Annotated in this window: 30 protein-coding genes and 3 pseudogenes; 12 read left to right on the top strand and 21 right to left on the bottom strand. The window is 35.3% G+C overall.

Annotated features, from left to right (window positions below):
• Window positions 1–167: 167 nt before the first annotated feature.
• From SAGCYANO_RS32865 to SAGCYANO_RS32825, 13 genes and pseudogenes are all read right to left on the bottom strand, one after another.
• Window positions 168–767, bottom strand: a complete 600-nt coding sequence (locus SAGCYANO_RS32865) for a WD40 repeat domain-containing protein (RefSeq protein ID WP_202223911.1) — start codon at window positions 765–767, stop codon at window positions 168–170.
• Window positions 734–1,582 carry a CHAT domain-containing protein gene (locus SAGCYANO_RS32860; protein WP_202223910.1) on the bottom strand — a complete coding sequence of 283 codons (849 nt, stop codon included), beginning with the start codon at window positions 1,580–1,582 and terminating at the stop codon, window positions 734–736. Before SAGCYANO_RS32860 ends, SAGCYANO_RS32865 begins: the two co-directional genes overlap by 34 nt.
• Window positions 1,583–1,596: 14 nt before the next feature.
• Window positions 1,597–1,974 (bottom strand): hypothetical protein, encoded by a 378-nt coding sequence (locus SAGCYANO_RS32855; protein ID WP_202223909.1) that lies wholly within the window; start codon window positions 1,972–1,974, stop codon window positions 1,597–1,599.
• On the bottom strand, window positions 1,926–2,144 hold the full coding sequence (locus tag SAGCYANO_RS32850) for a hypothetical protein (protein ID WP_237396928.1): 219 nt from the start codon (window positions 2,142–2,144) through the stop codon (window positions 1,926–1,928). The genes SAGCYANO_RS32855 and SAGCYANO_RS32850 overlap by 49 nt, the downstream gene beginning before the upstream one ends.
• Entirely contained in the window at window positions 2,116–2,523 is a 408-nt protein-coding gene (locus SAGCYANO_RS46180; protein ID WP_237396927.1) for a transposase, read from the bottom strand. The genes SAGCYANO_RS32850 and SAGCYANO_RS46180 overlap by 29 nt, the downstream gene beginning before the upstream one ends.
• A gap of 58 nt (window positions 2,524–2,581) precedes the next feature.
• Window positions 2,582–2,704: a hypothetical protein gene (locus SAGCYANO_RS48330; protein WP_255502791.1), complete on the bottom strand. Its 123-nt coding sequence runs from the start codon at window positions 2,702–2,704 to the stop codon at window positions 2,582–2,584.
• Window positions 2,705–2,769: 65 nt separating this feature from the next.
• Window positions 2,770–3,183: a transposase gene (locus SAGCYANO_RS46175; protein ID WP_237396926.1), complete on the bottom strand. Its 414-nt coding sequence runs from the start codon at window positions 3,181–3,183 to the stop codon at window positions 2,770–2,772.
• A 22-nt stretch (window positions 3,184–3,205) separates the two neighbouring features.
• A complete protein-coding gene (locus tag SAGCYANO_RS46170) occupies window positions 3,206–3,523 on the bottom strand; it encodes a hypothetical protein (protein ID WP_237396925.1) in 318 nt (105 codons plus the stop codon).
• Window positions 3,510–3,605 carry a helix-turn-helix domain-containing protein gene (locus SAGCYANO_RS48325; protein ID WP_237396933.1) on the bottom strand — a complete coding sequence of 32 codons (96 nt, stop codon included), beginning with the start codon at window positions 3,603–3,605 and terminating at the stop codon, window positions 3,510–3,512. The genes SAGCYANO_RS46170 and SAGCYANO_RS48325 overlap by 14 nt, the downstream gene beginning before the upstream one ends.
• A 1,030-nt stretch (window positions 3,606–4,635) precedes the next feature.
• Window positions 4,636–4,968, bottom strand: coding sequence for a XisI protein (locus SAGCYANO_RS32840; protein ID WP_202223908.1), 333 nt, complete (start codon window positions 4,966–4,968; stop codon window positions 4,636–4,638).
• 142 nt (window positions 4,969–5,110) lie between these two features.
• A pseudogene (locus SAGCYANO_RS32835) lies at window positions 5,111–5,371 on the bottom strand (element excision factor XisH family protein); the annotation flags it as partial.
• Between the two features lie 50 nt (window positions 5,372–5,421).
• The gene (locus SAGCYANO_RS32830) at window positions 5,422–6,315 is read right to left on the bottom strand and encodes a DUF1822 family protein (RefSeq protein WP_202223907.1); all 894 of its coding nucleotides are present in this window, start codon (window positions 6,313–6,315) and stop codon (window positions 5,422–5,424) included.
• Between the two features lie 38 nt (window positions 6,316–6,353).
• On the bottom strand, window positions 6,354–6,491 hold the full coding sequence (locus SAGCYANO_RS32825) for a hypothetical protein (protein ID WP_202223906.1): 138 nt from the start codon (window positions 6,489–6,491) through the stop codon (window positions 6,354–6,356).
• 179 nt (window positions 6,492–6,670) lie between these two features.
• On the opposite strand from SAGCYANO_RS32825, the gene SAGCYANO_RS32820 reads away from it, so the two are divergent.
• On the top strand, window positions 6,671–6,943 hold the full coding sequence (locus SAGCYANO_RS32820) for a hypothetical protein (protein WP_202223905.1): 273 nt from the start codon (window positions 6,671–6,673) through the stop codon (window positions 6,941–6,943).
• A 329-nt stretch (window positions 6,944–7,272) separates the two neighbouring features.
• Here the strand turns inward: SAGCYANO_RS32820 and purB are convergent, their stop codons facing one another.
• Window positions 7,273–8,568: an adenylosuccinate lyase gene (gene purB / locus SAGCYANO_RS32815; protein ID WP_202223904.1), complete on the bottom strand. Its 1,296-nt coding sequence runs from the start codon at window positions 8,566–8,568 to the stop codon at window positions 7,273–7,275.
• A gap of 297 nt (window positions 8,569–8,865) precedes the next feature.
• On the opposite strand from purB, the gene SAGCYANO_RS48320 reads away from it, so the two are divergent.
• From SAGCYANO_RS48320 to SAGCYANO_RS32795, 5 genes and pseudogenes are all read left to right on the top strand, one after another.
• Window positions 8,866–8,967: a DUF4277 domain-containing protein gene (locus SAGCYANO_RS48320; protein ID WP_202223903.1), complete on the top strand. Its 102-nt coding sequence runs from the start codon at window positions 8,866–8,868 to the stop codon at window positions 8,965–8,967.
• Between the two features lie 40 nt (window positions 8,968–9,007).
• A pseudogene (locus SAGCYANO_RS50910) lies at window positions 9,008–9,136 on the top strand (DUF4277 domain-containing protein); the annotation flags it as partial.
• Between the two features lie 37 nt (window positions 9,137–9,173).
• Window positions 9,174–9,356 (top strand): hypothetical protein, encoded by a 183-nt coding sequence (locus SAGCYANO_RS46155; RefSeq protein WP_237396931.1) that lies wholly within the window; start codon window positions 9,174–9,176, stop codon window positions 9,354–9,356.
• Window positions 9,357–9,753: 397 nt separating this feature from the next.
• The gene (locus SAGCYANO_RS32800; protein ID WP_202223901.1) at window positions 9,754–10,065 is read left to right on the top strand and encodes a hypothetical protein; all 312 of its coding nucleotides are present in this window, start codon (window positions 9,754–9,756) and stop codon (window positions 10,063–10,065) included.
• A gap of 815 nt (window positions 10,066–10,880) precedes the next feature.
• Window positions 10,881–11,282 (top strand): gamma-glutamylcyclotransferase, encoded by a 402-nt coding sequence (locus tag SAGCYANO_RS32795; RefSeq protein WP_202223900.1) that lies wholly within the window; start codon window positions 10,881–10,883, stop codon window positions 11,280–11,282.
• A 188-nt stretch (window positions 11,283–11,470) separates the two neighbouring features.
• Here the strand turns inward: SAGCYANO_RS32795 and SAGCYANO_RS32790 are convergent, their stop codons facing one another.
• The 4 genes from SAGCYANO_RS32790 to SAGCYANO_RS32775 form a co-directional block, all read right to left on the bottom strand.
• On the bottom strand, window positions 11,471–12,004 hold the full coding sequence (locus tag SAGCYANO_RS32790; protein WP_202223899.1) for an anti-sigma factor: 534 nt from the start codon (window positions 12,002–12,004) through the stop codon (window positions 11,471–11,473).
• 146 nt (window positions 12,005–12,150) lie between these two features.
• Complete coding sequence (locus tag SAGCYANO_RS32785) at window positions 12,151–12,807, bottom strand: sigma-70 family RNA polymerase sigma factor (RefSeq protein WP_202223898.1); 657 nt, start codon at window positions 12,805–12,807, stop codon at window positions 12,151–12,153.
• 254 nt (window positions 12,808–13,061) lie between these two features.
• On the bottom strand, window positions 13,062–13,544 hold the full coding sequence (locus SAGCYANO_RS32780; RefSeq protein ID WP_202223897.1) for a molybdenum cofactor biosynthesis protein MoaE: 483 nt from the start codon (window positions 13,542–13,544) through the stop codon (window positions 13,062–13,064).
• 656 nt (window positions 13,545–14,200) lie between these two features.
• The gene (locus tag SAGCYANO_RS32775) at window positions 14,201–15,196 is read right to left on the bottom strand and encodes an aspartate carbamoyltransferase catalytic subunit (protein WP_202223896.1); all 996 of its coding nucleotides are present in this window, start codon (window positions 15,194–15,196) and stop codon (window positions 14,201–14,203) included.
• A gap of 1,083 nt (window positions 15,197–16,279) precedes the next feature.
• On the opposite strand from SAGCYANO_RS32775, the gene SAGCYANO_RS48315 reads away from it, so the two are divergent.
• The 3 genes from SAGCYANO_RS48315 to SAGCYANO_RS32765 are packed head-to-tail and all read left to right on the top strand — an operon-like array spanning window position 16,280 to window position 19,540.
• Window positions 16,280–16,669 (top strand): AAA-like domain-containing protein, encoded by a 390-nt coding sequence (locus SAGCYANO_RS48315; RefSeq protein WP_255502790.1) that lies wholly within the window; start codon window positions 16,280–16,282, stop codon window positions 16,667–16,669.
• Window positions 16,670–16,685: 16 nt separating this feature from the next.
• Window positions 16,686–17,756: an AAA-like domain-containing protein gene (locus tag SAGCYANO_RS46150; RefSeq protein WP_307786121.1), complete on the top strand. Its 1,071-nt coding sequence runs from the start codon at window positions 16,686–16,688 to the stop codon at window positions 17,754–17,756.
• On the top strand, window positions 17,735–19,540 hold the full coding sequence (locus tag SAGCYANO_RS32765; protein ID WP_202223895.1) for a WD40 repeat domain-containing protein: 1,806 nt from the start codon (window positions 17,735–17,737) through the stop codon (window positions 19,538–19,540). Before SAGCYANO_RS46150 ends, SAGCYANO_RS32765 begins: the two co-directional genes overlap by 22 nt.
• A 50-nt stretch (window positions 19,541–19,590) precedes the next feature.
• Here the strand turns inward: SAGCYANO_RS32765 and SAGCYANO_RS32760 are convergent, their stop codons facing one another.
• Window positions 19,591–19,944: a hypothetical protein gene (locus SAGCYANO_RS32760; protein WP_202223894.1), complete on the bottom strand. Its 354-nt coding sequence runs from the start codon at window positions 19,942–19,944 to the stop codon at window positions 19,591–19,593.
• An 18-nt stretch (window positions 19,945–19,962) separates the two neighbouring features.
• Between SAGCYANO_RS32760 and SAGCYANO_RS32755 the strand changes: the two genes are divergently transcribed.
• From SAGCYANO_RS32755 to SAGCYANO_RS50905, 3 genes and pseudogenes are all read left to right on the top strand, one after another.
• Window positions 19,963–20,136, top strand: coding sequence for a hypothetical protein (locus tag SAGCYANO_RS32755; protein WP_237396924.1), 174 nt, complete (start codon window positions 19,963–19,965; stop codon window positions 20,134–20,136).
• Between the two features lie 410 nt (window positions 20,137–20,546).
• Window positions 20,547–21,350 (top strand): annotated as a pseudogene (locus SAGCYANO_RS32750) (choice-of-anchor L domain-containing protein); the annotation flags it as partial.
• Complete coding sequence (locus SAGCYANO_RS50905; protein WP_375340040.1) at window positions 21,348–21,740, top strand: PEP-CTERM sorting domain-containing protein; 393 nt, start codon at window positions 21,348–21,350, stop codon at window positions 21,738–21,740. The pseudogene SAGCYANO_RS32750 and the gene SAGCYANO_RS50905, both read left to right, overlap by 3 nt.
• Window positions 21,741–22,357: 617 nt before the next feature.
• Here SAGCYANO_RS50905 and SAGCYANO_RS32745 read toward each other — a convergent pair.
• Together SAGCYANO_RS32745 and SAGCYANO_RS32740 are read right to left on the bottom strand one after the other, a co-directional pair.
• Entirely contained in the window at window positions 22,358–23,203 is an 846-nt protein-coding gene (locus SAGCYANO_RS32745; RefSeq protein WP_202223891.1) for a hypothetical protein, read from the bottom strand.
• Window positions 23,204–23,656: 453 nt separating this feature from the next.
• The coding region (locus SAGCYANO_RS32740; protein WP_202223890.1) for a hypothetical protein at window positions 23,657–25,092 on the bottom strand (1,436 nt) is incomplete at its 5' end.

Below are 25,092 nucleotides of genomic sequence, written 5' to 3'. Positions count from 1 at the left end.
ATTACCTTCTAAATCAAATTTTTGAATGCTTTTTCTAGTAACAATAATTATAAATTTTCCATCAGGAGTTATGCTGGCAAAATTACGATTACCAACATTAATTCTTCTTTTTTCTTTTTCTTGCCAATCCCAAATATCTACATAATTCTTACCATAATCTTTATTGATTACAATAATTTTTTACCATCTGCGCTATACTGCAAATCAATAAAACCTTTTTGTTTCATTTGGTTGATTTCCTTTTCATAGTCAGCAGGCAATTCTATAAAATCTGATTTAGCTTTGTAATTTAGCAATTTAATGCCCGATAACCCATTAAAAGCAATTGTTTTACTATCAGGACTGTAACTGAAGTTAAAGCCTGAAAGACTGTTTGTTGTACTTCGAGGGATGAGCTTTCCAGAGCTAGAATCATAAAATTTGAATGTACCCTGGTTTTTTGTGATTACTATAGCAATTTCTTTACCATTGGGGCTAAAACTAACATCACCAAGAAAACCTATAGTGTTTTGGAAAAAATCAATATCTGCAATTGGTTTACCTGATAAATCCCAAAGCTTTGCTGCAAGGCCAGGAGTTTTATCTGAATTAATATCAACTCCTAAAGTTAATATTTGCTTTCCATCAGGACTAACAGCTATTTTAGTAATTTGATTAGTATTGGCTTTAAATTCTCTAATTTTTTCCCAAGTTTCTAAGTTCCAAAAATGCACTACACCAGAACTATCTCCTATTAAAATTTCTTTGCCATTAGGAGTAAACTCCATTGAGGAAAACCAGGACGAATTTTCACGACAAAATGGGGTAAAATTTCCGTAGCTTGAGCCAACCATTGAGGAATTAAACCAGCAGCAACCAAGGAAGATTTCCCACTACCCGAAGCACCAATAATAGCTACCAAATTTTGCCTTGCCACCTTTTCCAATAAAGAATTAGTCAACACTTTCCTGCCAAAAAATATTTCTGTATCATTTTCAGTAAAAGCACTCAATCCTTTATAGGGAGATATCTGAATTTTTCCTCCCAACTCCCACCAACGGGGAGGAATTTCCGCAGGATTTTGACATAAAACAGGCAACCAACTGACACAGGGAAAATCCTTTTCTAATATTTGTAACCTCTGGCGACTCTCCCGCAAAGAACTATATAAAGATAAACCTTGAGTATAATTTTCTAGAAAATATTGGAGAAACTTTGGAGCAATAACTACAGGCAAATTTTCCCGCATCACAATAATTTGCGGTAAATGTAAATCCTCACCTTCTGCCAATTGATAAGCCAAACCTAAACCATCACAAGCATTAAAAATTGCCAACTTTAAACCAGACTTAACAGCTTGTAGAAGATGATTTTTTATTTCAGAAATAGTCAAAACATCTTGAGCATTAATTTGAATCGTACCAATACTCCCATTATCTTTCGTCTTGCCATGACCAGCAAAAAATAAAATATCCCAAGATTGTTGCCATAAAGGTTCATCTAATTCTGTACGTTGAGGTTCTATTAACCAACAAATTTCTGCATCAGGAATTAATTCCCGAATCACCTTTTCATCAGCATCAGTCCCCGCATCATCTCCCAAAATAACTAAAATTTTTATCTTATCTTTTTGTCTAAATTTTTAGTCGTATCAACTCGTTGAAAATTAGGAGTAGCTAGAGCAATTTCAGCCTTCGGAAAATCCTTTAAAAAATTCCATTCATGCCAAGGCAAACGTCGTAAACCATAATTTTCAGTTGTCAATAAAATTCTCGTACTTTCCGATTTATCTAAATAATTCCGAAGCAAAATTTCTATCGGTTGAAAATCGGAGGAACCAAACCAAGTATTGAAAGTTTTGGATAATAAAGTAGCTGCCTTTTTACAACCTGCAAAAGCTCCATTTTTATCATTATCAGAAATATTAGTAAAACCTGCTTTAGATTTTAAACGATTAGAAAAAAGACATCTAAATTTGTATATAAACTTTGCCAATGACGATACTGCTCTAAGATTTCTAAATGTGGAGGTAAATGTGCTGACTTACTAGCGATCGCTAAATTAGGTTCATTTTTTATCGAATCTACATCTTGCCAAATTTCACCCCGCACCGAAAAACCCTCGTGAAACCCGCCATCAATATTGAGAGTAACTAACTTTCCCATAACTGCTCCTAAATTTATCAAAATGATGTACAAGGTAAATGCTGAAAATCTTGTGGCGCATGCATCTTGCCTCTTGTGGCGCAGGCATCTTGCCTGCATAGCCCGATGGCTGTACCTCATAACAGTAGAAAGCACTTTGACATCCTCCCCGGCCTAAAGGCATGGGGATTCCTACCGAGCCGTAACTCCTCGGCGGGTTGACGTTTTGCTTCGCATAGCTGCCGCTAACACTGGCTGCTGCTACCTTGACGCTAGTCTTACGCTTACCTCCACGTCCGTTTAATGTCTCGGACTGCCCGCCCGCAACTAATATATTTATCGCTGCATTCTCATCTCTATCATGTTTTGCACCGCAGTTGAGACACTCCCATTCTCGCACCTTAAGGTCTAGCTTGCCACCTTTAAAGCCACAATTTGAGCAAATTTGAGAAGTAGGTTCAAGGGCGACTAATTACTCTAAAATCGCGACCATATTTTTCTGCTTTTCCTTCTAAGAATGTCCGGAATTGTCTCCAACCTAAATCTGATATGGCTCTGGATAATTTACGGTTTTTAACCATTCCAGAAACGTTGTTATACTTCTAAAACAACTGTTTGGTTTTCACGAATTATTTTAGTAGATAATTTATGTAGAAAATCTGTCAAGCGTATCTTTCAGTTTGGCATGTTTGCGCAGCATTCCGTAGGAAAACTTAGCAACTCTTAGTCTTGCTTTTTCATACCTTTTAGACCCTTTGGTTTTATGAGATAATGACTTACTTAACTTTCTTAACTTCTTAATTCGTTTCTTAAGTGGTTTAGGAGCATCAACCTTTGTACCATCACTAAATGTAGCAAAGGTAGATATGCCTAAATCTATACCTACTGAATTATCAGTTTGAGGTAAGATTTCTGGTTGTATTTCTACTACAAAACTCAAGAAATATCTATGTAGGGGCGAACGGCCGTTCGCCCCTACGTCTTTGATTACTGTTACTGATGATGGAGGAGCAGGTAACTCTCTTGACCAAACTATTTTCAGCTTTCCTATCTTAGCCAAATAAACTTTATGTTGACCAACTTTAAATCCTCACGAGTGTAAACCTAGCAGTTTGCTTTGACTTTCTACTTTTAAATTTAGGAGGTTTAATTGGTCTACCTTTTCTCTGACCTTTAGTCGATTTAAAAAAGTTTGTAGGGGCAAACGGCCGTTTGCCCCTACGGTTTAAATCATTCAATGATTGCTGCAATGGTATAGCAGAAACTTCTGATAACCATTCTCTGTCTTCAGTCTTTTTAGATTGCGTGATAAACTTTTTTTGTAGTTGAGAATTATTGGGTTTCTTTTCTCCCGATCTATACTTTTCTTGACAACAAGCTAGGCTATCATTCCAAACCACACGCACACAACCAAATAGCTTTGCGCTCTCGGTATTTTTGTCCCGGTGTTGGATAGATACGATACTTAAATCTAGCTTTCATAATTCCTATCTGAACTAACAGTATGATAACATATTTATTGAAATCAAATCAACTAAAAAGTCGCCATAGAAGGGTGAGGCTTTAAACCCAATTTTTTGGTAAGTTAATGAATCCTCAACATTTAAAAAACTGGTTTGCTAAGTGCTGCTACCGTACCTCATAACAACGGAAAGCGCTGTAATTGTATATTTTAATAATTAGGATTTCAGGTGAATCCCTTCAAATTAAATTTTTCGTATTGGTCAGCTTGAATTATAGTGCTACAAGCAAATCAAAAATTTCTGCCTGCCTCTACCCTTCAATTTTTGGATACTATCAGAACAAATTTGTCAATAGTTATAATTTCTTAAGCACCGACACCTGTTCAAAATTAGTTTTTTGAGATTTATTCATCCGTAGAAAGGGTATAAATTTTTGCATCCTATATTGACGAAAAATAGAAGGTTGTAGCTTTTTCTAGGGAAAATTTCTTATTTTTAAATACAAAATTGGCACAATAAACTATGTATCCATATGATACCAAATCGCTGAAATAACGCAAGTACGTGAAATATTTTGTAACAATTAGCCGAAATCAGAGATTTTTTTATAAGCAGAAAAAATAATAATAGTTGATTATATTTTTTTACTTATACTTTTGCGTTCTTGCGGGAAACTGTTTTTAATTTTGGTCATAGAAGAAAGCGATCGCAACTTCTGGATTTTAAATAGGGAATCAACAGAACAGGTAATTAATTTTGCATAAGCACTTAAATGGTGAGAAATAGAAGCTGTAAGCAAGGAAATGCTTACTAGAAGCTTATGAGAGTTATATGAGTTTTTTAGTGCAGTAGAAAATCCATACGAAAAACTTTGGCACAGAATATACAATTAATTTTGCATAAGCACTTATAGCGCTGTGCGCAGGCAACAGGCAACAGGCAACAGGCAACAGGGGGAATAAATTGCTGATCATATAAGACTTTTAGCTATTTGGCCTTTCCTGCAATTTGTAAATATACCAGCGCTCATTGCTATAAAGTCAAAATTTCTAGTTTACAGAAAAATCAGAAAATTGCCGCACAAAAGGCGAACGAAAAGCCAAAACAATATCCGATTTTGGCACACCTAAATCTAATAATTGTTGAGCAATTCCTTGCTCAGTAAAATCTTGTTGAATCCAAATTTTTCCATCTTTAATATCAACATGAATAGAACAACCATAATCCCGTTGTTCATTTTGCCAACGCAAAGAAATTAAGAGGTAATGATTTCTTTCCGAATCCAAAATCAGTTGTGTTTCATATTGTGAATCTTGAGTATGATATTGATAGTGTTCTTTAAGTATTTGTGTGACAATTTCTGAATAATTTAATCGCTCCATAAAACAATTACCTCTTCTAAAGGATCGAAAATTAATAATTTAACTTGATAGGTACTTACAGAAAGTTTAATAAAAGAGTCATTTCAGTTATCAGTTATCAGTTATCAGTACCTTGTAGCTGTTGCATCGGGATAGCTGATAGCTAATAGCTGACGGCTGTTTGCGCAGCATTCCGGAGGAAATGCTTACTAAGAAATTGACCAAGAGCAGTATGAAATTCTGCCAAGGGTGACATTGACAAAAAACTTTTAATTTCTACTGCTATTATTTGACCATCTTTTTCTGCACCAATAGCTCGTTCGCCACCTATATCAATGTATAAAGATATTTTAGTGCTAGGCTTAATAAATAGAGGATCGTCCGTAATTTTCCAACCATCTTTGATTAAAGCTGATGTAACAGCATGATGAAAAAGTCTTTAGCTGGCATAACTTTAAAATAAATCTAATTTAATTAAATAACAAAATCCTCCGTAATTACGGCTTCATCTAACACTAATTTTACCGTAAATTCTTCCCCTACTTCTCCTGCAAATTTACATTGAATAATCCTATCTTCACTTCTAGCAGTAACTTCTTGAAAAACTTCATTTTCACTTAAAACAATCAATTTCAAATTAGGAGGAAGATAAACATTATCCCTAGTGGGATAAACCCGTAAAGTTATTTCTACTTCAGGAAGATCATCATCTTCTCGTCTTAAATTGACCAATAAAACTACAGCATGACTTAACATATTTGCTCGTAAATCAATTAACTTTCCAGCTTTAATTTCTGCACTTCTAACTAATGCTAATTGTGAAGGAGTTAATAATTCATTTGCTCCTTGCCATCCAGATGTCAAAATATACTCAAACCATTGAGTTAAATTAACCTGACTAGGCATGATTTCTACATCTATAATAGGAACACCTAATCTATCTGAAAGTAAACCTTGTTGGTGCAAAGATTCTATTTGCTCGCAAGCAGATTGAGAACCTTTTAAATGCAAAATTATACTACCCATTTTAATTTCCACTACCCTAAGATAAGGACATCCTGTTATCGCCCTCACTTTGTTCTCAATTTCTAACAATTGTTTTGCTGAAACATCATCGGGTATTCTAATTAATAAACTTCTTTCTTTTTCAAAATTAGGAGGTTGAGGTTGCTTTCTATATTGAGAATTAAATAAATGAAAAATGATATCTTGAGGATTACCAATTTCTTGTTTCAGCAATTTTTGTAAGCAAAAATGAATACCTTTTTTTCTTTTATCATTACTTAGTTTAGTCCTGAGAGAATCAACTGATGAAATATCTTCCAGTTCAGCCACCATATCCGGAAGTTGTTTCCCTACTAATACCATTAATAAATACTGCTTGTGAAATTTGGTTAAACCTTCTCCTATTGGCGGGTATTGTTCTCTAATTTTTCTAAGTCATAAATTAAATTATTAACATTCCAACTAGCTTGAGCTTCAGCATAAAAGTTATAATTAATTAAATCTTGAATAAATTTATAATTACTTGCAGTTTGATTCATCGAATTTACTTCAAAACGATTTTTTTGATGATAGTCATCATTTTATCATTGTTGTTAATAATGACCGTTAGTCAGGAATAATTTATATTATCAATTCAGCCACTAAAGTATTAATTGAGAGGCAAAAAAATGCTTGATTAAGCCTCATCAATTTTACTTAAAAAGGAGTCATTTTTTTTATGAGCAATTCTATCGTAGCAACAACTTTAGCAGGCGGTGCATTAGCTACTATCGGTGCATTAGCTACTATCGGTGGAGCAGCTACTACAGGCAGTACATTAGCAACTGTTACCGGAGCAACTGCCACTGGTATAGCTACCACAACTGGGGGTGTTGGTATAACTGTAGCAACAACAACAGGAGCAGCATCAGTAGCGATCGCTCCAATAGTTGCAGTAGTAGCAGCACCAGTTGCTGTTGGTGCATTTATTTGGTGGTTAGCGCGCGATTAATTTTTACTAAATATTGCCAAACTCATAGTTCCGCTCAACCCGATATTACTTTAATTGGGTGCAGTTAGCGGAACTATAAATTGAGATTTTTTCTTATAGAAACTTCTGTTTAGGAGCTACCAACATCCTTAATTGAAATTACTGATTAATTCAGTTTCAAAAAAATCAACCAAATTTAACGCTATAATTTGGCATGAATAAATAAGTAATTTATAGCTTCAATAATTCAACCTAAATGGCAAAAATCACCAAGTATTTTATCTCGATCGCTCAACATTTGAAAGTTACTATCAACGGAGAAAAAATCTCTACATACTCAAAATCAAACTTCAAATACCTAATCTTTGATACACATCATCCAAATGTTTTAAATGATGTTTCGGGTCAAAACAAGCTGCAATTTCTGCCTCAGATAACCTACTTTTAATTTCTTCATTCTTGCAAATTAAATCCTGAAAATTACCATTAGGTTGATTCCAAGCTTGATGAGCGCAAGACTGAACAATTTGATAAGCATCCTCTCGAATCATCCCCTTTTCTACTAAAGCCAAAAGCACTCGCTGACTAAAAATCACCCCTCCATAAACATTCATATTTCGCTTCATGTTTTCTGGATAAACTAACAAATTTTTGACTAAATTAGTAGTTTCTTTGATCATAAAATGAGTTAAAATGCAAGCATCAGGCAAAATCACTCTTTCAACAGAACTATGAGAAATATCCCGTTCGTGCCAGAGAGCAACATTTTCCAAAGCAGCAACAGCATGACCCCGCACAATTCTCGCCATTCCCGTTAACCTCTCCGAACGAATGGGGTTACGTTTGTGAGGCATTGCACTCGATCCTTTTTGACCCTTAGAAAAATATTCCTCAACCTCTAAAACATCAGTACGCTGAAGGTTACGAATTTCCACAGCAAAACGTTCTATAGAAGCAGTCAGCAACGCTAAAATTTGCACATACTCAGCATGGCGATCGCGTGAAATTACTTGAGTAGATGCAGTATCCGGTTGAAGTCCCAGTTTTTGGCAAGCGATCGCCTCAACTCGTGGGTCAATATTTGCATAAGTTCCCACTGCTCCAGAAATCTTACCCACAGCAATATTATCCCGCATTTTTACCAATCTCTGGCGGTTCCGACAAACCTCTGCCAACCATCCTGCCAACTTAAAACCAAAAGTCATAGGTTCCGCATGAATACCGTGGGAACGACCCACCATCACAGTTTCCCGATGCTGTTGTGCCTGATAGCGAATTGCTTGTCCCAACTCTTCAACACATGACAACAATAAATCTAGACTCGCAACCATCTGCAATGCTAATGCAGTATCCAAAACATCGGAACTTGTCAACCCTAAGTGAATATACCGCCCAACATCACCAACATATTCATTCACATTTGTCAAGAAAGCAATCACATCATGGCGGACTTCTGCCTCAATTTCCAGAACCCGTTTTGGGTCAAAATTAGCCTTGGCCTTGATTTCTTCTACAGCCTCAGTAGGTACATAACCAAGTTCTGCCTGAGCTTCACAGACAGCTATTTCTACTTCTAACCAAGTTTTTAGCTTGGCATTCTCAGTCCAAAGTTCACCCATTTCGGGCAAGGTGTAACGTTCAATCACACTCTATAATAAAACTAAAACAACCGTTATATTGTACTACTGGCAACCACAAATGGGGAAAACTTGAAAATTATAGCCTACGCCCTAGGGAATAGGGAACAGTTCATTAATTGATAATTTATAATGGATAATTGATAATTACCTCGGGTTTTAACCGTTACGGAATTGAACCCACATTCCGCAGGACAAAATGTAGTATACAAAGAGGGTAAAACTTGAGTAAGTATTGAGACATCTCAAAAAAAACCTCAAAGTGTAATTATAGACCTCAGGTAAAGAGCAAAAAAAGAGGAGAAAATGTCAATAGAAGTGACTAATGTAGACCATCTAGGTTTAGTAGCAGGAATTATTGATGAGATTGGTATAGAAGAGAAAATTAATCAATTACGCTGGAGTTGAGCTACCAGAAAAAATAACAGGGGGTCAAGTAGTCAAAGGAATGCTCTTAAATGGGTTAGGTAAGGTTTCATCTCCACTATATTTATTTAGTCAATTTTTTGATGGAAAAGCAATAGAACACTTAATTGGAAAAGCTGTGAAAACAGAGTATTTTAATGATGATAAATTAGGTCTGGTATTAGACCAAATGTATCGCAGAGGATTAAATGAGATTTTTATGTCTGTGGTGGAGCGAAGCAGTGAAAATTTATCAATTAGAAACAAATACAGTCCACCTAGATTCTACTTCGTTTCATGTTCATGGAGATGAACACACAGATGAAGATGAATATGAAGAAGATTTAGAGCCAAAAACTATCGCGCATCACTTATGGATATTCATAAGATAATTGACAGTCTTAAAACAATTTATGAGCGATTTAATTTGTACAAACGATGGAGATGTGCCATTGTGGATGAGAATTGGGTCGGGAAATGAATAGCAGCCAAAAACAATTTGTGCAAGCCATGAAAGAGTTTAAAAATCAGTTAAAATTTGATAGTTTCATGGTGGCAGATAGTGCTTGATCTACCCAAGAAAATCTACAGTTACTAACAAATATTAGATGGTTAAGCCGAGTTTCGGTTCGTATAAAAGCAGCGCAGAAGCTAGTTGAAGAAGTAGATAGTGCGGATTTGAATCCCAGTGAGCTTAAAGGATATAGCTATCAAGAACTCTCAAAAACCTAGGGAGGGATTCAACAAAGATGGTTAGTAGTTGAAACTCAACAGCGCCGAGAATCGGATTTGAAAAGTCTAGAGAAAAAAATCCAGAAAGAACGAGCTGAAGTTGACAAAAAACTGGGCTCTTTAAAATCTGAAAAATTTGCTTGTGTATCAGATGCAGAAACAGCAACAAGAAAGCTATTAAAAAGGTTTTTAGACCACGAATTGACAGAAATTAACGTTCAATTCGTAGAGTCAAAATCTGATACGGATTTTCCTGATCAACTCCAAGTTCAAGTGGGCTTAAGAGAGTCAAAAATCCAACTAGAAAAGAAACGAGCAGGTCGATTTATATTAGCAACAAATGTCCTGGATAAGATCGAATTAACTTGATTAAGAAATGTTGTCTAAATATCAAGGACAACAATCAGTTGAAAGAGGTTTCAGGTTTCTGGGCATACCCTCTATTTTTAACTGATAGTGTCTTCCTTAAATCTCCCCGTCGAATCGAAGCTTTGGGACTAATTATGGGTTGATGTTTATTGGTTTACACGTGATTGCCAGCGTCAATTACCTCAAACTTTAAACCGAACTAAATCTACTGTAAAAAATCAACTAGGTCGCCCTACTAATAGACCAACAAAACCATTGGATATTTCAGTGTTTTCAGTCGATTCATTTATTGATTAATTCTGGAGTTAAGAGTATATCTAATCTCACTTATGAGCGTGCGCGAATTATTGAAGTTTTTTCCTCCTAGTTGTCAAAGATACTATCTACTCAGTTGAGAAACTTGAGATGAAAAGAGGTAGAAGGCCAAAATCATCAATGATTGAATAGTAGTAGAATAAACCCCTTGGCAATTAGTGCGATAGAACTCCGTTCCGCTTTCCTACCGAATGCTGCGCAAACGCGTTGGCGGAGGGAGCAAGTGCGGCAGCTATCACGCTTAGCGTGATAGAGGAACTTTGGCAATTTTTGAATTGGTATATTGGTGAGTTCTGGCAACTTATAACATTCTATTGATTTGCGTTGGCGGAGCAAGTGCGGCAGCTACATCGCTTCTTACCCATACTATAAGTCTAAATACTTACTCAAGTTTTACCCTCTTTGTATACTACATTTTGTCGTGCGGAATGTGGGTTAAAATTTAAGCGAAAACAAATAAGTTAGGCCCATCTCTCGTAGTGTGAGGATGTCAAGTCAAAGTGAAATATCTTCAAGTATTTGTCTACGGTACTCTTAAACCAGGAGAAGCAAACTACAAATCCTATTGTGCTGAATATCTTGTGGATGCTTTTCCGGCAACCACGAATGGCCTTTTGTATGAACTGCCTTTTGGCTATCCAGCTATGACTAGAGGAGATATGAATGTCCATGGATTTGTCTTATCATTCAGAAATCCAGAGGTTTTGTTAGATTTGGACCTACTAGAAGATTATCATCCTGAACGCTCTCAAGAAGAAAACGAGTACCAGAGACAAAAAATTGATACTTTTGGACTTAATGGAGAATATTTATGTACTGTCTGGAGCTACTTAATGTTACCAGAAAAGGTTCAGTTATTTGGTGGTAAATTATTGCCTAGTGGATTTTGGACAAACCATTGACTAATTCAAAATTCAGAATTCAAAATTCAGAAGTTATTTTTGTTACGGGGATTTTGAGTAACCCTCCAAAAATATTTGGCCTTAAAAAGCGGGGTTAAAGACCCAATTATTTTGATAAACCTTTCCAATTCCAAGTATTAAAGGAATATAATTTGCCAACTACTTTAATTTTTCAATCTTATTGTTGGTTATTGACTTTTCACTGGTGCAAGTGGAGGTTGAGGAATTTGAACTACTGGATCGTTTATAGTTAGCATCACATTATTAGGATTTACTATTTCTATTACAGGCTCATTTAAAGCAATTTGTACAGTTTCAGAGTTATAATTTTCAGCTAGCTGCACAATATTAGTCCGACTATTTGAGATTATTCCCGATATCAATGCTATACATAGACCAGCAATAGCACTACCACCTAAAACAAAATTTCGTTTCGATCTTTGATCGATTCGAGCGAAGACTCGATCTACCGTTATCTCCACAGGTTGTACTTTTGGAGGTACTGGCATTCTTTGAAATTCAGAATGTAGTTTTAGTAGTCTTTGATAGAGATGTTTAGCAACTGGATCTGTAGCAAGTAGAACTTCTACTTCTCTACGTTGTGATGGAGTTACTTCACCATCTAAATATGCACTTACTAATTCAAACCTTTCTTGTTTCATCATTTTTTTTCCACCCTGAAATTGATTGTCGATCGTTTTTGAATTAACATTTTTATTCATATTCACACCACAGAAAACCTTGATGTTTTCTCAGAAAAGTTAATTGAATTATTTTCGTTCTAGTAGATTCAATTTGATTAATATTTAGAGATTTATCTTGACCAAGTTTTTACTGAAAATTCAATTACTTATTCTATGTAGATAGTTCAAATATCTAGATATTTTTGGAGTTGTAATTGTAATCTTTGCCTAGCTCTAGCAATTCTTGATTTGACAGTGCCTAGAGAAACTCCTGTAATTTCTGCAATTTCTTCATAAGATAAACCTTCTATTTCTCTCAATACAATTGTCACCCTAAAGACTTCTGGTAGTTGAGAGATTGCATCCCTCAGATAATCATAAAATTCTTGTGTACTCAATTCTTCTTCTGGCCCTGGAGTTTTTGTAGCAATCTCCCAATCTATAATACCATCATCTAAGGCCAGAGGAGCGTCTAACGATAGAGGAGGGGTAACTCGTTTTCGTTTCCGTAACTCATCATAAAACAGGTTAGTTGTGATACGACTCAGCCAACTCTTAAACTTTACTGGTTCTTGTAATCTTTTAATGTTACGGTATACACGAATCCAAACCTCTTGAGCCAAATCTGAGCGGTCTTGCCATTCAGGGGCTAAATGATACAAAATTTTGTCTACATGGAGTTGGTATCGATTTAGAAGTTCTGCAAAAATAGCACGGTCTGGGCGATGTCCTTGTTGACAACGCAATACTAGATCGTAATTAGAGAGTTTTTCAGGTGGCAATTCCACTTGCGAAAGGGTTTGTTCAACCTTAGACCAGGGTACAAATATATATTGATTCATCAGGGGAACTGGCTCAATAATTTTGTTATTTAGCTTTGATTCCTATCTAAAGACGAGAAATTTTTTCTAGAGTTCCCATTCTTGGCTTTACCGAATAATTAAGGTAAAAATCCTCTCCTTTAAAGGAGAAACAAGCAAAAATTTTCATGATTAGTCAATCCTATCCGTTTTCAAGGAGAGGTAATTGTTAATTATTAATTCAAGGAGAGGTAATTATTAATTATTAATTATTAATTATTAATTATTAATTGTATCTATTGCTCTTCACAAGCTCCAATACTGACCCAACTACTCGACCCATCGGCCCAATGTTCTTTTTTCCATATAGGAGCTGTATGTTTCAAAGTATCAATGCCATAACGGCAAGCTTCAAAAGCTTCTGAACGGTGTGGACAACCAATGGCCACTAACACGCTGATTTCACCAATTTTTAAACGTCCCACTCGATGATGAATGACTACAGTCTCAACTTCTGGCCATTGAGTACGAATTTCTCTGGAAATTTGCTCAAAAACTTTGATGGCCATAGGTTGATATGCTTGATATTCTAAGGCCACTACAGATTTACCGTCTGTTTGATTGCGAACCATTCCACTCATTACTACTACAGCACCATTAGCAGGATTATCGGCTAAAGTGTAGATTTCAGCAATACATAAAGGAGCTATGGTAATAGCAAAATGATTTTGTTCTGGTTTGAGTTTGGTAGATAAGGGTACTTTTAAACTAGAATTCATATTATCAGTAATAATTGGTTTCCAGTAATTTAATAACTATATTAATCCTAGCAAAATTTCCATATTTTTAGAGAATAATTCAAGAGTAAAAAAATTATTTATTATTTTGATTCTGAAGCTATATTTATAAATGTTTGCTATAAATAGCTAGGGTATTTCTTATAAGTCAGGAGTCAAAATTCAGAATAAATAAATTTAATACTATTTTTTATCTAGTAAATTATCTTTTTCGTCAAATAGACATTTCATATAAAGTATTGTAATAGCACTTATTATTCGTAACATTCTTTTTTAAAATGTTATTATTTATTATTATCTAATATCAAGTTTCATTAATTAGCCAAGGATAAAAATGTTTTCTCTGATAAATTTCTCCCTGTTCCTTGTTCCCTATTCCCTGTTCCCTATTCCCTATTCCCTAAAATTTAGGGCATTGTATAATTGCGGGATGATTTTGTCACCAGAGCATAAACCATAATCCCCGTGTCCCCGTGTCCCCGTGTCCCCGTGTCCCCGTGTCCCCGTGTCCCCGTGTCCCCGTGGAGCGCCGAAATCATCCCAGTATTCAGCAACGCCAAATTTTTATTGTGGGTATTTCAAGATACATGATATAAAACCTATAATTTTGTAACTCACCGATGTGATAATTGTTATATTCAAGATTCTGTTTTGCTTCCACCTAAAAGATATAGTAAAGCCATTCTTACAGCAATACCACTGGTGACTTGTTGAGAAATTAAACTTAACTGGGGGTCATCCATTAAGTCAGAACTAATTTCTACTCCTCGGTTAACAGGTCCAGGATGTAATAATTTGACTCCTGGTTGACAAAGTTTGAGGCGATCGCGTGTAATACCAAATAATTGATGATATTCCCGTAAACTAGGTAATAAAGATTCGCTCATCCTTTCTTTTTGGAGACGTAGGGTCATTACAAAATCAGCTTTTTCTAGAGCTGGTTTAATATCCCAATGTACAAATAATTTACTCGGTCTATTTTTGCCAAATTCGGTGAAATATTTAGGTAGTAAAGTAGGTGTTCCAGCTAAATGTACTTCGGCACCAGAAGCTGTCAAACTCCAAATATTAGATCGTGCTACTCTAGAGTGGAGGATATCTCCGACAATAGCAATTTTTTTTCCCTCTAAAAGTTCTATTCTAGGTTGAGTTGAATCTAACAACATACAGATAGTAAATAGGTCAAGTAAAGCTTGAGAAGGATGTTCATGTTGACCATCTCCAGCATTCAGAATTCGCACTCCAGAACCATTGCGATCCATTGCCGAAGCGATCGCTGCGGGAACTCCTGCATCACGATGTCGAATGACCATCATATCTGTACCCATTGCTAGATAGGTCATTGCTGTATCTAGGATAGTTTCTCCTTTACTCAGAGAAGAGGTACCAGGGGCAAAATTTAGAGTATCCGCAGACAAACGTTTAGCAGCTAGTTCAAAACTATTGCGGGTGCGTGTGGAGGGTTCAAAGAATAAGTTTGCTACTACTAGACCTTGTAATGCAGGTACTTTCTTCATCCGGCGGCCTAAAACTTCTTGAAAACTGGCTGCTGTTTGTAGTACAATATTGTATTCAGCGGGTGTAAATTCTGCTAGAGATAAAATATGACGACGAGTCCAGAGGTTTGTAGACATTTTCGATTCAACTTTTGTGAGATGATTATCAGTTATACCATTTTCATGAAATATTGCTACAGTGGTTGATTTCTAGGTGTTAGGTGTTAGGTGTTAGTTATGAGAGAGAACAAGTGCCAATTTTTCAATCCTTTGACGCCCGGATTTTACTGTAACAATCTTTCTTGAATTTGGTATTAATTAATTGGTTTCGATTAGACATCTCCAAGAATAAAAATAAAATCAATTATCCCACATAAATTCTCAATTTTCCCCCCTACTCCCTACTCCCTCTTTTCTGGAGATGTCTATTAATATTATAGGGTTATAGACAGAGTTTTATTCAACAATTTAGAATTAAGAATTTAGAATTACCGAATAATTAAGGTTTAAAGCCTCTCCTTTAAAGGAGAAACAATGAATTAATTTTCCTTTTATTCAATCCTATCCGTTTTAGGGAGAGGTAATTATCAATTATCAATTATCAATTATTGAAATCTTCTTATAAAAAGAGGATTGGATCAAAGATTTTTTTGGTGCATCTCATATTTGCAAAAATACTTTTTCCTATATATTCCCTATTCCCTGTTCCCTATTCCCTGTTCCCTAAAGCAATAAAATTTTGGCTTTATTCACGCATTGAGATGCACCCGATTTTTTTTCTTTTTTCTCCATGAATGGAGAGGCTTTATACCAAATTTAAAAAATGTAAGCATTCAGCTATTAGCTGTCAGCTATCAGCAACAAAACTCTCTTCTAAAAGACAGTGTTTAAATTAATATAGACTTTAAGAGTAAGGGAGCCAACTTTTGTAGTTAGACAATTAATAAGGCTTTTATAGTAAACTAAAAGCAATAGCTGATTGCTGATTGCTGACCGCTGAATGCTTACTAAAAAATAATGTTACAAATAAACTGGCTAGTAAATAACTAATAATTCACCTAAAACTTAAAACCTAGTACCTATTACCTAACACCTACCACCTACCACCTAAAACCTAGAAAATTATTTGTAGCAAAATTTATAAAATTGGTATTATACCTGAATTTTTCCGTAAAAAAATATGACAAAAAATAAGAAAAAGTAGCTATCCCCTAATTTTTTATGAATAATTACCAATATCATTTAGGTGGCTGTTTACCCAATGATGCTCCTAGTTATGTTAAACGAAAAGCTGACGAAGAGCTTTATCAAGCAATTAAAGCAGGTGAGTTTTGTTTTGTACTAAACTCCCGACAAATGGGTAAATCAAGTTTGAGAGTTAGAACAATTCAAAGATTACAAGCAGAAGATATTCTTTGTGCTAGTGTAGATTTGACAGGGATTGGTACTTTTGAAATTACTAATGAACAATGGTATGCTGGAATAATTGATAGTATTGTTAGTAGTTTAAATTTAGACGATATTTTTGATATCGACAGTTGGTGGAATACTCAAGATATATTTTTATCTCCAGTCAAAAAATTGACAATTTTATCAATGATTTCCTCTTGAAAAAGTTTCTCAAAAAATAGTAATTTTTGTTGATGAAGTTGATAGTATATTAAATTTACCTTTTAGTGCTGACGATTTTTTTGCTGTTATTAGAAATTTCAATAATAGACGAGCAAATCAACCACAATATGAACGAATAACATTTGTAATGATGGGAGTTGCCACCCCTTCAGATTTAATTAGGGATAAACAACGTACTCCTTTTAATATTGGTCGAGCAATTGAACTAACAGGTTTTCAAATAAATGAAATTCAACCATTAACTTTAGGCTTAACAGGAAAAATTAATGATTCTGAGGCAGTAATGTCAGCAGTTTTGGATTGGACAGGAGGACAGCCATTTTTAACTCAAAAAGTTTGTCGGTTGATTCAGTTATATTCACCTCAATCTTCACTAGAAAGAAAAGATATAGAATTAGTTGAAAATAACGATGGAGGATTAAATACAGACACAAAAAACACTGTAACATCTGGGAATAAGATAGTAGAAAAAAACATAAATTATTCTGAGACTGCTTTTGTAGAAAATTTAGTCAGACAAAAAATAATTGAAAATTGGCAATCAATTGATGAACCACAACATTTAAGAACAATTAGCGATCGCCTCCTGAAGGATGAACAAACAGCTAATAGATTATTAGGACTTTATCAACAAATTTTAAATAAGGGAGAAATTGATACTGATTCCAGTGTTGAACAAACCCAATTATGCTTATCAGGATTAGTAGTAAAACGAGGTAATAAATTAAGAGTTTATAATCGCATCTATCAAGAAGTATTTAACTTAGAATGGATAGAACAAGAGCTAGAAAAATTACGCCCCTATTCCGAAGCAATAACAGCTTGGTTGACTTCTAATTATCAAGATAAATCTCGATTATTAAGAGGTCAAGCATTACAAGATGCTCAACTATGGGCAACAAATAAAAGTTTAAGTAATAAAGACTATAAATTCTTAACTGCTAGCCAAGAAAATGAACTTAAAGAAGAAAAACAACGCTCCCAGTTAGAAATAAATAAAGTTTTACGTCAACGACTAAGAATAGCTTTTTTAGTAGTATTGCTATGGCTATTCTTGTTATTTTAACAGGTATATTTTTAATTAAATCCCTAATTAGCGAGAGAAAAATTAAACTAGACTTACTCAGTATTTCCTCAGAAACACTATTTGAATCAGACCGTGCTTTAGATGCTTTAATAGTAGAAATAAAAGCAGGAAAAAAACTCCAAAAATCATGGGGTGTTGGTGCAGATACTAGAATGCGAGTAATAATGGCTTTGCATCAAGGAATTTACTTATCAAAAGAGCGTAACCGTCTTCATGGACATGAAAGCACAGTAATTAGCGTCACTTTCAACCCTACTGGTACACTCATTGCTTCTGCTAGTGACGATAACACAGTCAGACTATGGAATACTCAAGGAAAATTATTGCAAACATTTACAGACCATGATGCCGAAGTTCGTAGTATTAGCTTCCATCCTGATAAACCATTACTTGCTTCTGCTAGCCATGATCGAACAATTAAACTGTGGAGTCTTGAGGGGAAATTACTACAAACTCTGGTCGGACATCAACACAAAGTCAGAGATATCAGTTTTAGCCCAGATGGTAAAAGATTAGCATCAGCAAGTGCAGACGGTAGCGTAATTTTGTGGAGTGAAGATGGTCAAAGACTACAAACTCTAGACGGACATCGTGGTTGGGTTGAAAGTGTCAGTTTTAGTCCTGATGGTCAATTATTGGCTTCTGGTGGAACTGACAAAACTATCAAACTTTGGCATCTAGAAACTGGCGAGTTACTTCAAACACTAAAAAACAATAACGCTTCAGTTAAAAGTCTTGATTTCAGTTCAGATGGGCAACTATTAGTATCTACAAGTGGTAAAGCGATGGCTCTGTGGAGTCGTCAAAACAAAAAATTTGAACTACTCAATATAATAGAAGGAGATAATGGTCTAATTCAGAGTATCAGTTTCAGTCCTGACGATCGAACTATTGCCTCTGCTGGTTATGACAATACTGTGAAACTTTGGAGTCTAGATGGTAAGCTGCTAGGAGTTTTTAAGGGGCACAATGCTCCCGTTTATGGTGTCAGTTTCAGCCCTACTGAAAACATCCTCGCCTCAACTGGTGCTGACGAAGCAGTGATTTTATGGAACTTTGGCAATAGGTTGAAGCCATTAATAGCGCATAATTCTCCAATCTACAAAATTGAGTTTAGCAAAGACGGCAAAAAGCTTTATTCGGCGAGTAGCGATCGAAGTATCAAAATTTGGCAAACCAAAAACGGTAAATTATTGGGCACTCAAAAGGGAAAGCTGCCAAAATTGTCAGCTTTGAGTTCGGATGGCAAAATTAGAGCTATTGCTAATAACAACACAGTAAAAATTCTCAGCGATGAAGGAAAATTGCTATTGACTCTAGAAGGTCACGGTTCGGAAATTCGAGACATTAAGTTTAGCCCCGATCAGCAGAGAATAGCTACTGCTAGTAGTGATGGTACTGTCAAAATTTGGCTAACAAATGGAAAACCTCTACATACTTTCATACATACAGGACAGGTCAATAGCATTGACTTCAGTCCAGATGGTCAGATATTGGTTTCTGGTAGTACAGATGGGATATTGAGGGTTTGGCATTTTGAAGGTACTTTGCTCAAAAGTTTGAATACTCATCAGGCTAATGTTTTAAGTGTGAGTTTTAGTCCGGACGGTCAGATGTTAGCTTCTGCTGGTTCCGATGGCAAGATTATTTTATGGAATTTGAATCTGGATAATTTGTTGATAGAAGCTTGTCAACAGGTATATGATTATTTGCAAACTAATTCTAATGTCAGTCAGAGCGATCGATTTATCTGTGAAATCTAACTTGACATTAATTTTGCTGACTTCTGACTTGTGCATAGCGCTATAACTAATTATCTGCACTTGATATCAAATCCGGTAGCATCGGTGTAATTAGATGGGGAGATGGGGGGATGGGGGATGGGGGGATGGGAACCCACCCTAACCCCTCCGAGGAGGGGAATATGGAGAAATATTTGGTAATCGTTGAAGATGGAACATTTTTTACGTGCCGAATTAAACGGATTTGATATGATATGACAAATGAATCTCCAGACAATGGTTTCCATATTTTTATCATTTTTCTTTGCAGCTTTTCTAAAAGGAATTACAGGACTAGGTTTTTCAACTATATGCTTGCCTGCCATGGCAACCTTTCTCGATCCAATCAGGGGTTCTATACTGCGCTCAAAAGTTTTAATACTCATCAGGCTAATGTTTTGAGTTTGGGTTTTAGTCCTGATGGCGAAATTTTAGCTTCTGCTGCTGCCGATAGCAAGATTATTTTATGGAATTTCAATCTGGATGATTTGTTGTTAGAAATTTGTCAACAGGTATATGGTTATTTGCAAACTAATCCTAATATCATAAACAGCGATCGACTTTTCTGTGATTATTGAAGAAGGCTAAGTCATTAGTCGTAAGTAATTTGTCGTAAGTAATTTGTCGTAAGTAATTTGTCGTAGCTTACAAAAATTGTGCTGTTGCATTGGATACTTATCTACTACTTTTGGAGTATATGAATAAGAAGCCGGGAGTCAGGAGTTAGTAGCTAGATACAGTTCTTTATTCATCACTATTTGATAAATTTTATTATTTTAGCGCATTCCCAATTACCCATTACTTGTCTTTCCAGATATTATAAGAATTCAGCCGAATATCATATTACTAAGTAAATATCACTATCTTTTCAAGATCGGGATCACACTAAAAATCCGAAAATTTACTGATACTAAGAATATGTTGAGGAATAAACAAATAACTCAACTATGTAATGTCAACATCTTACTTTTTCAGGGTCAATCTAGCTATGACTATTTCACAATTTATCAAAAAACTTTCAACAACCTTTGTTGGAACAGCTTTTACTGCTCTCAGTGGTATCACAGCAGCTCAGGCAATTTCCATAACTCCTACCAGTAATGGCAATGATTTAGTTAATGAAATTCTAGGCAGTGGGATTACCATTACACCAGCTTCTATAAACTACACAGGTACAGCAGGTGCTTCAGGAATTTTCACCAACGGATTATCATCTGGTATTGGCATCGATAGCGGTATTATTCTAACTACAGGTACAGCTACAGATGCTGAAGGTCCTAATGATTCAGATCAGAAAACTACTGACAATAAATTGCCTGGAGATTCAGATTTGGATGGGTTGATTCCTCAAGAGCAAACAACTTTTGATGCAACAATTCTGGAATTTGACTTTGAAAGTGAAGGAGGAGACCTTTACTTCAATTATGTATTTGCCTCTGAAGAATATGTAGAATGGACAAACACTGAGTTCAATGATGTCTTCGGTTTCTTCTTAAATGGAGAAAATATTGCTCTAATTCCTGGTACATCTACTCCAGTTGCTATCAATACAGTTAATGGAGGTAAACCACTAGGAACTGATGCTAGTAACCCTGAACTTTTCAATAACAATGACCTGAGTGAGGGTGGACCATTTTTCGATCTAGAATATGATGGTTTTACTCATGTATTTACTGCACAAGCATTAGGACTTAGTCCTGGAAGTCATCGTATTAGATTAGCGATCGCTGATGCTGGTGATGCTTTTTACGATTCTGCTGTATTTATCCAGGCAAAAACTTTTTCAGATATGCCTACAAATGTTCTTAATTCTAAATCAACTGCAGATGTTCCTAAATCTCAATCAACTGTATATGTTCCTAAATCTCAATCAACTGTATATGTTCCTAAATCTCAATCAACTGTAGATGTATCTAAACCTCAATCAAATGTAGATGTATCTAAACCTCAATCAAATGTAGATGTATTTAAACCTCAATCAACTGTAGATGTATTTAAACCTCAATCAACTGTAGATGTACTTAAATCTCAATCAAATGTAGATGTACCTAAATCTCAATCAAATGTAGATGTACCTAAATCTCAATCAAATGTAGATGTACCTGAACCTTCTGTATTAATTGGGTTATTAGTAGTTGGTTTTGCTGGTTCGTCGCTCAAGAAAAAAACCAAAAAAAGCTGAATATCATATCAAATCAATTTAATTAGGTATAAAAACCTTCCCCACCTTCACCATTTCCAAATCTTTATAGCTGTTTTTTTCCTATAGATAGCTTCCCTACCTAACTCCTCGCTCCTGACTCCTGACTCCTAGCTTCAAAAGATAAAGATTTTATACTCCTAGCTTCAAAAGATTTTATACCGAAGAATAGCAAATTTGATATTACCCACCAAAAAATTTATAGGGTATTTCATCAAGCTTGAGGACCTCCATTGCAACAATATTTGCTATGGTTTTGGCACTGACTGCTAATTTTTCTGCAAATTCGCGATTGTTTCATATCCTAGACATTTTGTCGATATTTATCTAGGGTCTGTCATCAATTAGAGGTTCAAAGCTCTGTCAGTCAAGGTTTTTAGCGTCTGGTAACTTTTAAGGCCAAAAGCCTAAAACTCTTGCCATATAGCTCTTTCAGATTTAATTGATGACACGCTCTAGGATAGTCTATATTTTTGGGCTTTAGCATCAAACAGATGTCAAAGTTTTTTCTTTTTCCACTCTAGGTTTCCCCATCCCCGACTCCCCGACTCCCTATCTCCCCAGCTTAAGAAAATGTAGAAAAGTGTTTTGAGAAGAAGCTACCTCTCAACCGCACTAGGAGTAAATCTAACTTCTATTCGACGCCGACTCTGATTTGGATTACGATTTACCCCGGCAAAATCTCCACCAGGATTATATAATTGTGCAGCAGAATAGGCCCGAAATTTTAACCCCAATTCTTTCAAACGAGGATTTTTTTGAAGTTCTTGTACAACAGATAAAGCACGCATCAAACCTAAATCTGCATTGGAACCTGGTGTCAGACTATTAACAGATTCATTACCCTTAGCAACTTGTTCTAACTGAGTATCTAAATTACTTCCACTTCTCTGATTTACCTGACCATCAGTATGACCTATTACTTCAACAACATAACCTTTATATTCCTTAGCAAAATCCTCTATTTGTTTGATTAAATCTCCCTCAATAAAACTTTTTAAATCTCCCGATATTTCTGCACTTCCTGATTCAAATCTTCGAGACTGAGAATCTCTAATTACTATTACAGGTGGAGACTTCAATTTTTCAATTTCTGTTTCTAGTTGTGTGACTCTATTTGACTTTTGCTCTAGTTCATTTTCAGAGGTAGTTACTAATCCTTGTAATTTTGTTACTTGGTTTTGTAAGTTACCAATTTGTCCTTGTAATCCTGTTACTTCACCAGTCTTTTGTTGAATTTGATTTTGTAAATTAGTAATTTCTTGTTGCAGTTGTAGGGCCCGATTTTCGTTGGCATCAGAAATTGTCTCTATAAACAGAGATTTAATAATAGCTAATAGCAATAATAAACTTAATATCATAAAAGAGTTAGACATTAAGTCTGTAAATGCTGGCCAAATTTCTAGGTCGCGATTATCTTCAACAAGTCGTGAACGATGACGCATAATTATTTTAATTCCTTAAAAAGAGGGAGACCTGGAGTAGGGAGTAGGGGAGTAGGGGAGTAGGGGAGTAGGGGAGTGAGGGAGTAAGGGAGTAGAGGAGTAAGGGAGTGGGGGAGTAGGGGAGTAGGGGAGTAAGGCAGTAGGGGAATAGGGGAGTGGGGGAGTAGGGAAGATTGAATATTGAAGTAATTATAGAATTATAAATACATATTGTATAACCGGATTCCATAATTCTATCCATTACCGAAAAATTCGGTCTAAAGCTTCCCTTTTAAGCTATCCATTACCCACATCTTTACTTAATATAAAACTTGACAAAATATACAAGTCATGCGTGAGTCCTGGTTAGGGTTTTTAGGGAGAAAAAATATGTGAAAAAGTACATTTTTTTAGTTCTGACCTTATGAGGCTAACTGATAACTGATAACTGATAACTGATAACTGAAATGGTGTCTACTTATTTGCTAATCTATCTATAATATGTGTCAGTCGATAAATTTCATTTTTAGTTTCTTTCATTTGACTGATATATTCTTGTAAATTTGTGGCGATGACGCTTAAATGGGAATTATTTAGATTGGCTTGATTACTCATGCCTTTCCCTATTTGGTCTCCTAAAGATTTAATGCTCTGACTAATACCATCTGTGGAATTATTCAAGGCATTTGCTAGAGTTTTGAGTTGAATTTGTACTTCATCTAAATTATCTGCTTTGGATACTACTCTTCTTTGTAAAGTATCCAGACTTCCCACTGCTAACTGAAAACCTTGTGATGCTTCTTGGAGTTGTCGAATCATCTCAGCTAAAGATTTTTGATTACTTTGATGAGATTCTAATAGTCTTAATGAAGTTTGATTATTACTGGCAATTTGTTCTCCAAACTTTGCTAGTCTCTTACTATATCCCTGTAGTTCAATGACTACTATTTCTATTGCTTGAACAGCAGTAGCTAGAGTCGAGGTTGATTGAGAAAAATTACTCTGAATATTAGCTAATTCTGCTGTTGAATTAGCTAACTTTTGCGGGAATTGACTATGTTCGAATGTCTGTGCTACTTCTAGAAATTTATCCCCTGCTATCTGAAAATCTTTAGAACTTTTTGCCACTGTAGCAGCAGCTTCTCCTAATCGCACAAAGGTCTGTTCTGCTAATTTACTGGTAGTAGTATTGGCATTATGAATTTCTTGAATTTTATCTTGTAGAGCTGACTCTACTCCTACTCTGACTGTTTGACCAAATCTGGTTAAAAATCCTTCAAAAGAATAAGCAACTGCTTTTACTACTTTATCAAGCTGAGTTTGACCTTCTATTGTTTGTAAGTAAATATTATCTAAATAATCTTCTAGTAAACTAATTAATCTAGTTTTGGCAAGGCTAGTATTAAAAATAAAATTAACTGATGTAACTACTGCACTAAATAATATTGCTACTAAGCTGCTAGTAAAGGCAATTCCCATGCCTTGTAATGGTACTTGTAATTCCCGGAGCAAACTACTAACATCGGTAGCATTAGTATCACTAACTGTTTGACTTAAAGAAGTCAAGTTAATGGTAATGCCGACAAAAGTACCTAATAATCCAAAAGACACAAGAAGATTAGGTAAAATTCGACATAAATATTCTATTTGTTCGTAAGATATTAATCCAAATAACCTTTGTCTACTATAAACTTGGTCTATTAATGCTCCTGTATTAACTTGCTCTAGTTTACTACTCGCATCTGTAAATCTGTCCTCTAAATATTCGATAAATCTTGGCTTATTTACTGACTGCTGATTAATTAGTCTTCTTACTTTATTTCCTTGATTTACTAAGTCAAAATGAAGTACAATTCTTAATAATATAGCAACCACAGATGGTACAATTACTAAAACAATTACTAGAGGGA

Source organism: Okeania sp. KiyG1 (assembly GCF_014132355.1).
Lineage (GTDB): Bacteria > Cyanobacteriota > Cyanobacteriia > Cyanobacteriales > Microcoleaceae > Okeania.
Note: the sequence above shows the minus strand (reverse complement) of the source record. Positions and strands in the feature narration are given on the sequence as shown.

What these genes read in the sequence shown, in the direction of transcription:
- SAGCYANO_RS32865 (WP_202223911.1), bottom strand. Translation starts at nt 767, where the DNA reads ATGGAGTTTACTCCTAATGGCAAAGAAATTTTAATAGGAGATAGTTCT.
- SAGCYANO_RS32850 (WP_237396928.1), bottom strand. Translation starts at nt 2,144, where the DNA reads ATGGGAAAGTTAGTTACTCTCAATATTGATGGCGGGTTTCACGAGGGT.
- SAGCYANO_RS48330 (WP_255502791.1), bottom strand. Translation starts at nt 2,704, where the DNA reads ATGGTTAAAAACCGTAAATTATCCAGAGCCATATCAGATTTAGGTTGG.
- SAGCYANO_RS48325 (WP_237396933.1), bottom strand. Translation starts at nt 3,605, where the DNA reads ATGAAAGCTAGATTTAAGTATCGTATCTATCCAACACCGGGACAAAAA.
- SAGCYANO_RS32840 (WP_202223908.1), bottom strand. Translation starts at nt 4,968, where the DNA reads ATGGAGCGATTAAATTATTCAGAAATTGTCACACAAATACTTAAAGAA.
- SAGCYANO_RS32830 (WP_202223907.1), bottom strand. Translation starts at nt 6,315, where the DNA reads ATGGTATTAGTAGGGAAACAACTTCCGGATATGGTGGCTGAACTGGAA.
- SAGCYANO_RS32825 (WP_202223906.1), bottom strand. Translation starts at nt 6,491, where the DNA reads ATGAATCAAACTGCAAGTAATTATAAATTTATTCAAGATTTAATTAAT.
- SAGCYANO_RS32820 (WP_202223905.1), top strand. Translation starts at nt 6,671, where the DNA reads ATGAGCAATTCTATCGTAGCAACAACTTTAGCAGGCGGTGCATTAGCT.
- SAGCYANO_RS48320 (WP_202223903.1), top strand. Translation starts at nt 8,866, where the DNA reads ATGTCAATAGAAGTGACTAATGTAGACCATCTAGGTTTAGTAGCAGGA.
- SAGCYANO_RS46155 (WP_237396931.1), top strand. Translation starts at nt 9,174, where the DNA reads ATGAGATTTTTATGTCTGTGGTGGAGCGAAGCAGTGAAAATTTATCAA.
- SAGCYANO_RS32790 (WP_202223899.1), bottom strand. Translation starts at nt 12,004, where the DNA reads ATGAATAAAAATGTTAATTCAAAAACGATCGACAATCAATTTCAGGGT.
- SAGCYANO_RS32785 (WP_202223898.1), bottom strand. Translation starts at nt 12,807, where the DNA reads ATGAATCAATATATATTTGTACCCTGGTCTAAGGTTGAACAAACCCTT.
- SAGCYANO_RS32780 (WP_202223897.1), bottom strand. Translation starts at nt 13,544, where the DNA reads ATGAATTCTAGTTTAAAAGTACCCTTATCTACCAAACTCAAACCAGAA.
- SAGCYANO_RS32775 (WP_202223896.1), bottom strand. Translation starts at nt 15,196, where the DNA reads ATGTCTACAAACCTCTGGACTCGTCGTCATATTTTATCTCTAGCAGAA.
- SAGCYANO_RS48315 (WP_255502790.1), top strand. Translation starts at nt 16,280, where the DNA reads ATGAATAATTACCAATATCATTTAGGTGGCTGTTTACCCAATGATGCT.
- SAGCYANO_RS32765 (WP_202223895.1), top strand. Translation starts at nt 17,735, where the DNA reads ATGGCTATTCTTGTTATTTTAACAGGTATATTTTTAATTAAATCCCTA.
- SAGCYANO_RS32760 (WP_202223894.1), bottom strand. Translation starts at nt 19,944, where the DNA reads ATGAGTATTAAAACTTTTGAGCGCAGTATAGAACCCCTGATTGGATCG.
- SAGCYANO_RS50905 (WP_375340040.1), top strand. Translation starts at nt 21,348, where the DNA reads ATGCCTACAAATGTTCTTAATTCTAAATCAACTGCAGATGTTCCTAAA.
- SAGCYANO_RS32745 (WP_202223891.1), bottom strand. Translation starts at nt 23,203, where the DNA reads ATGCGTCATCGTTCACGACTTGTTGAAGATAATCGCGACCTAGAAATT.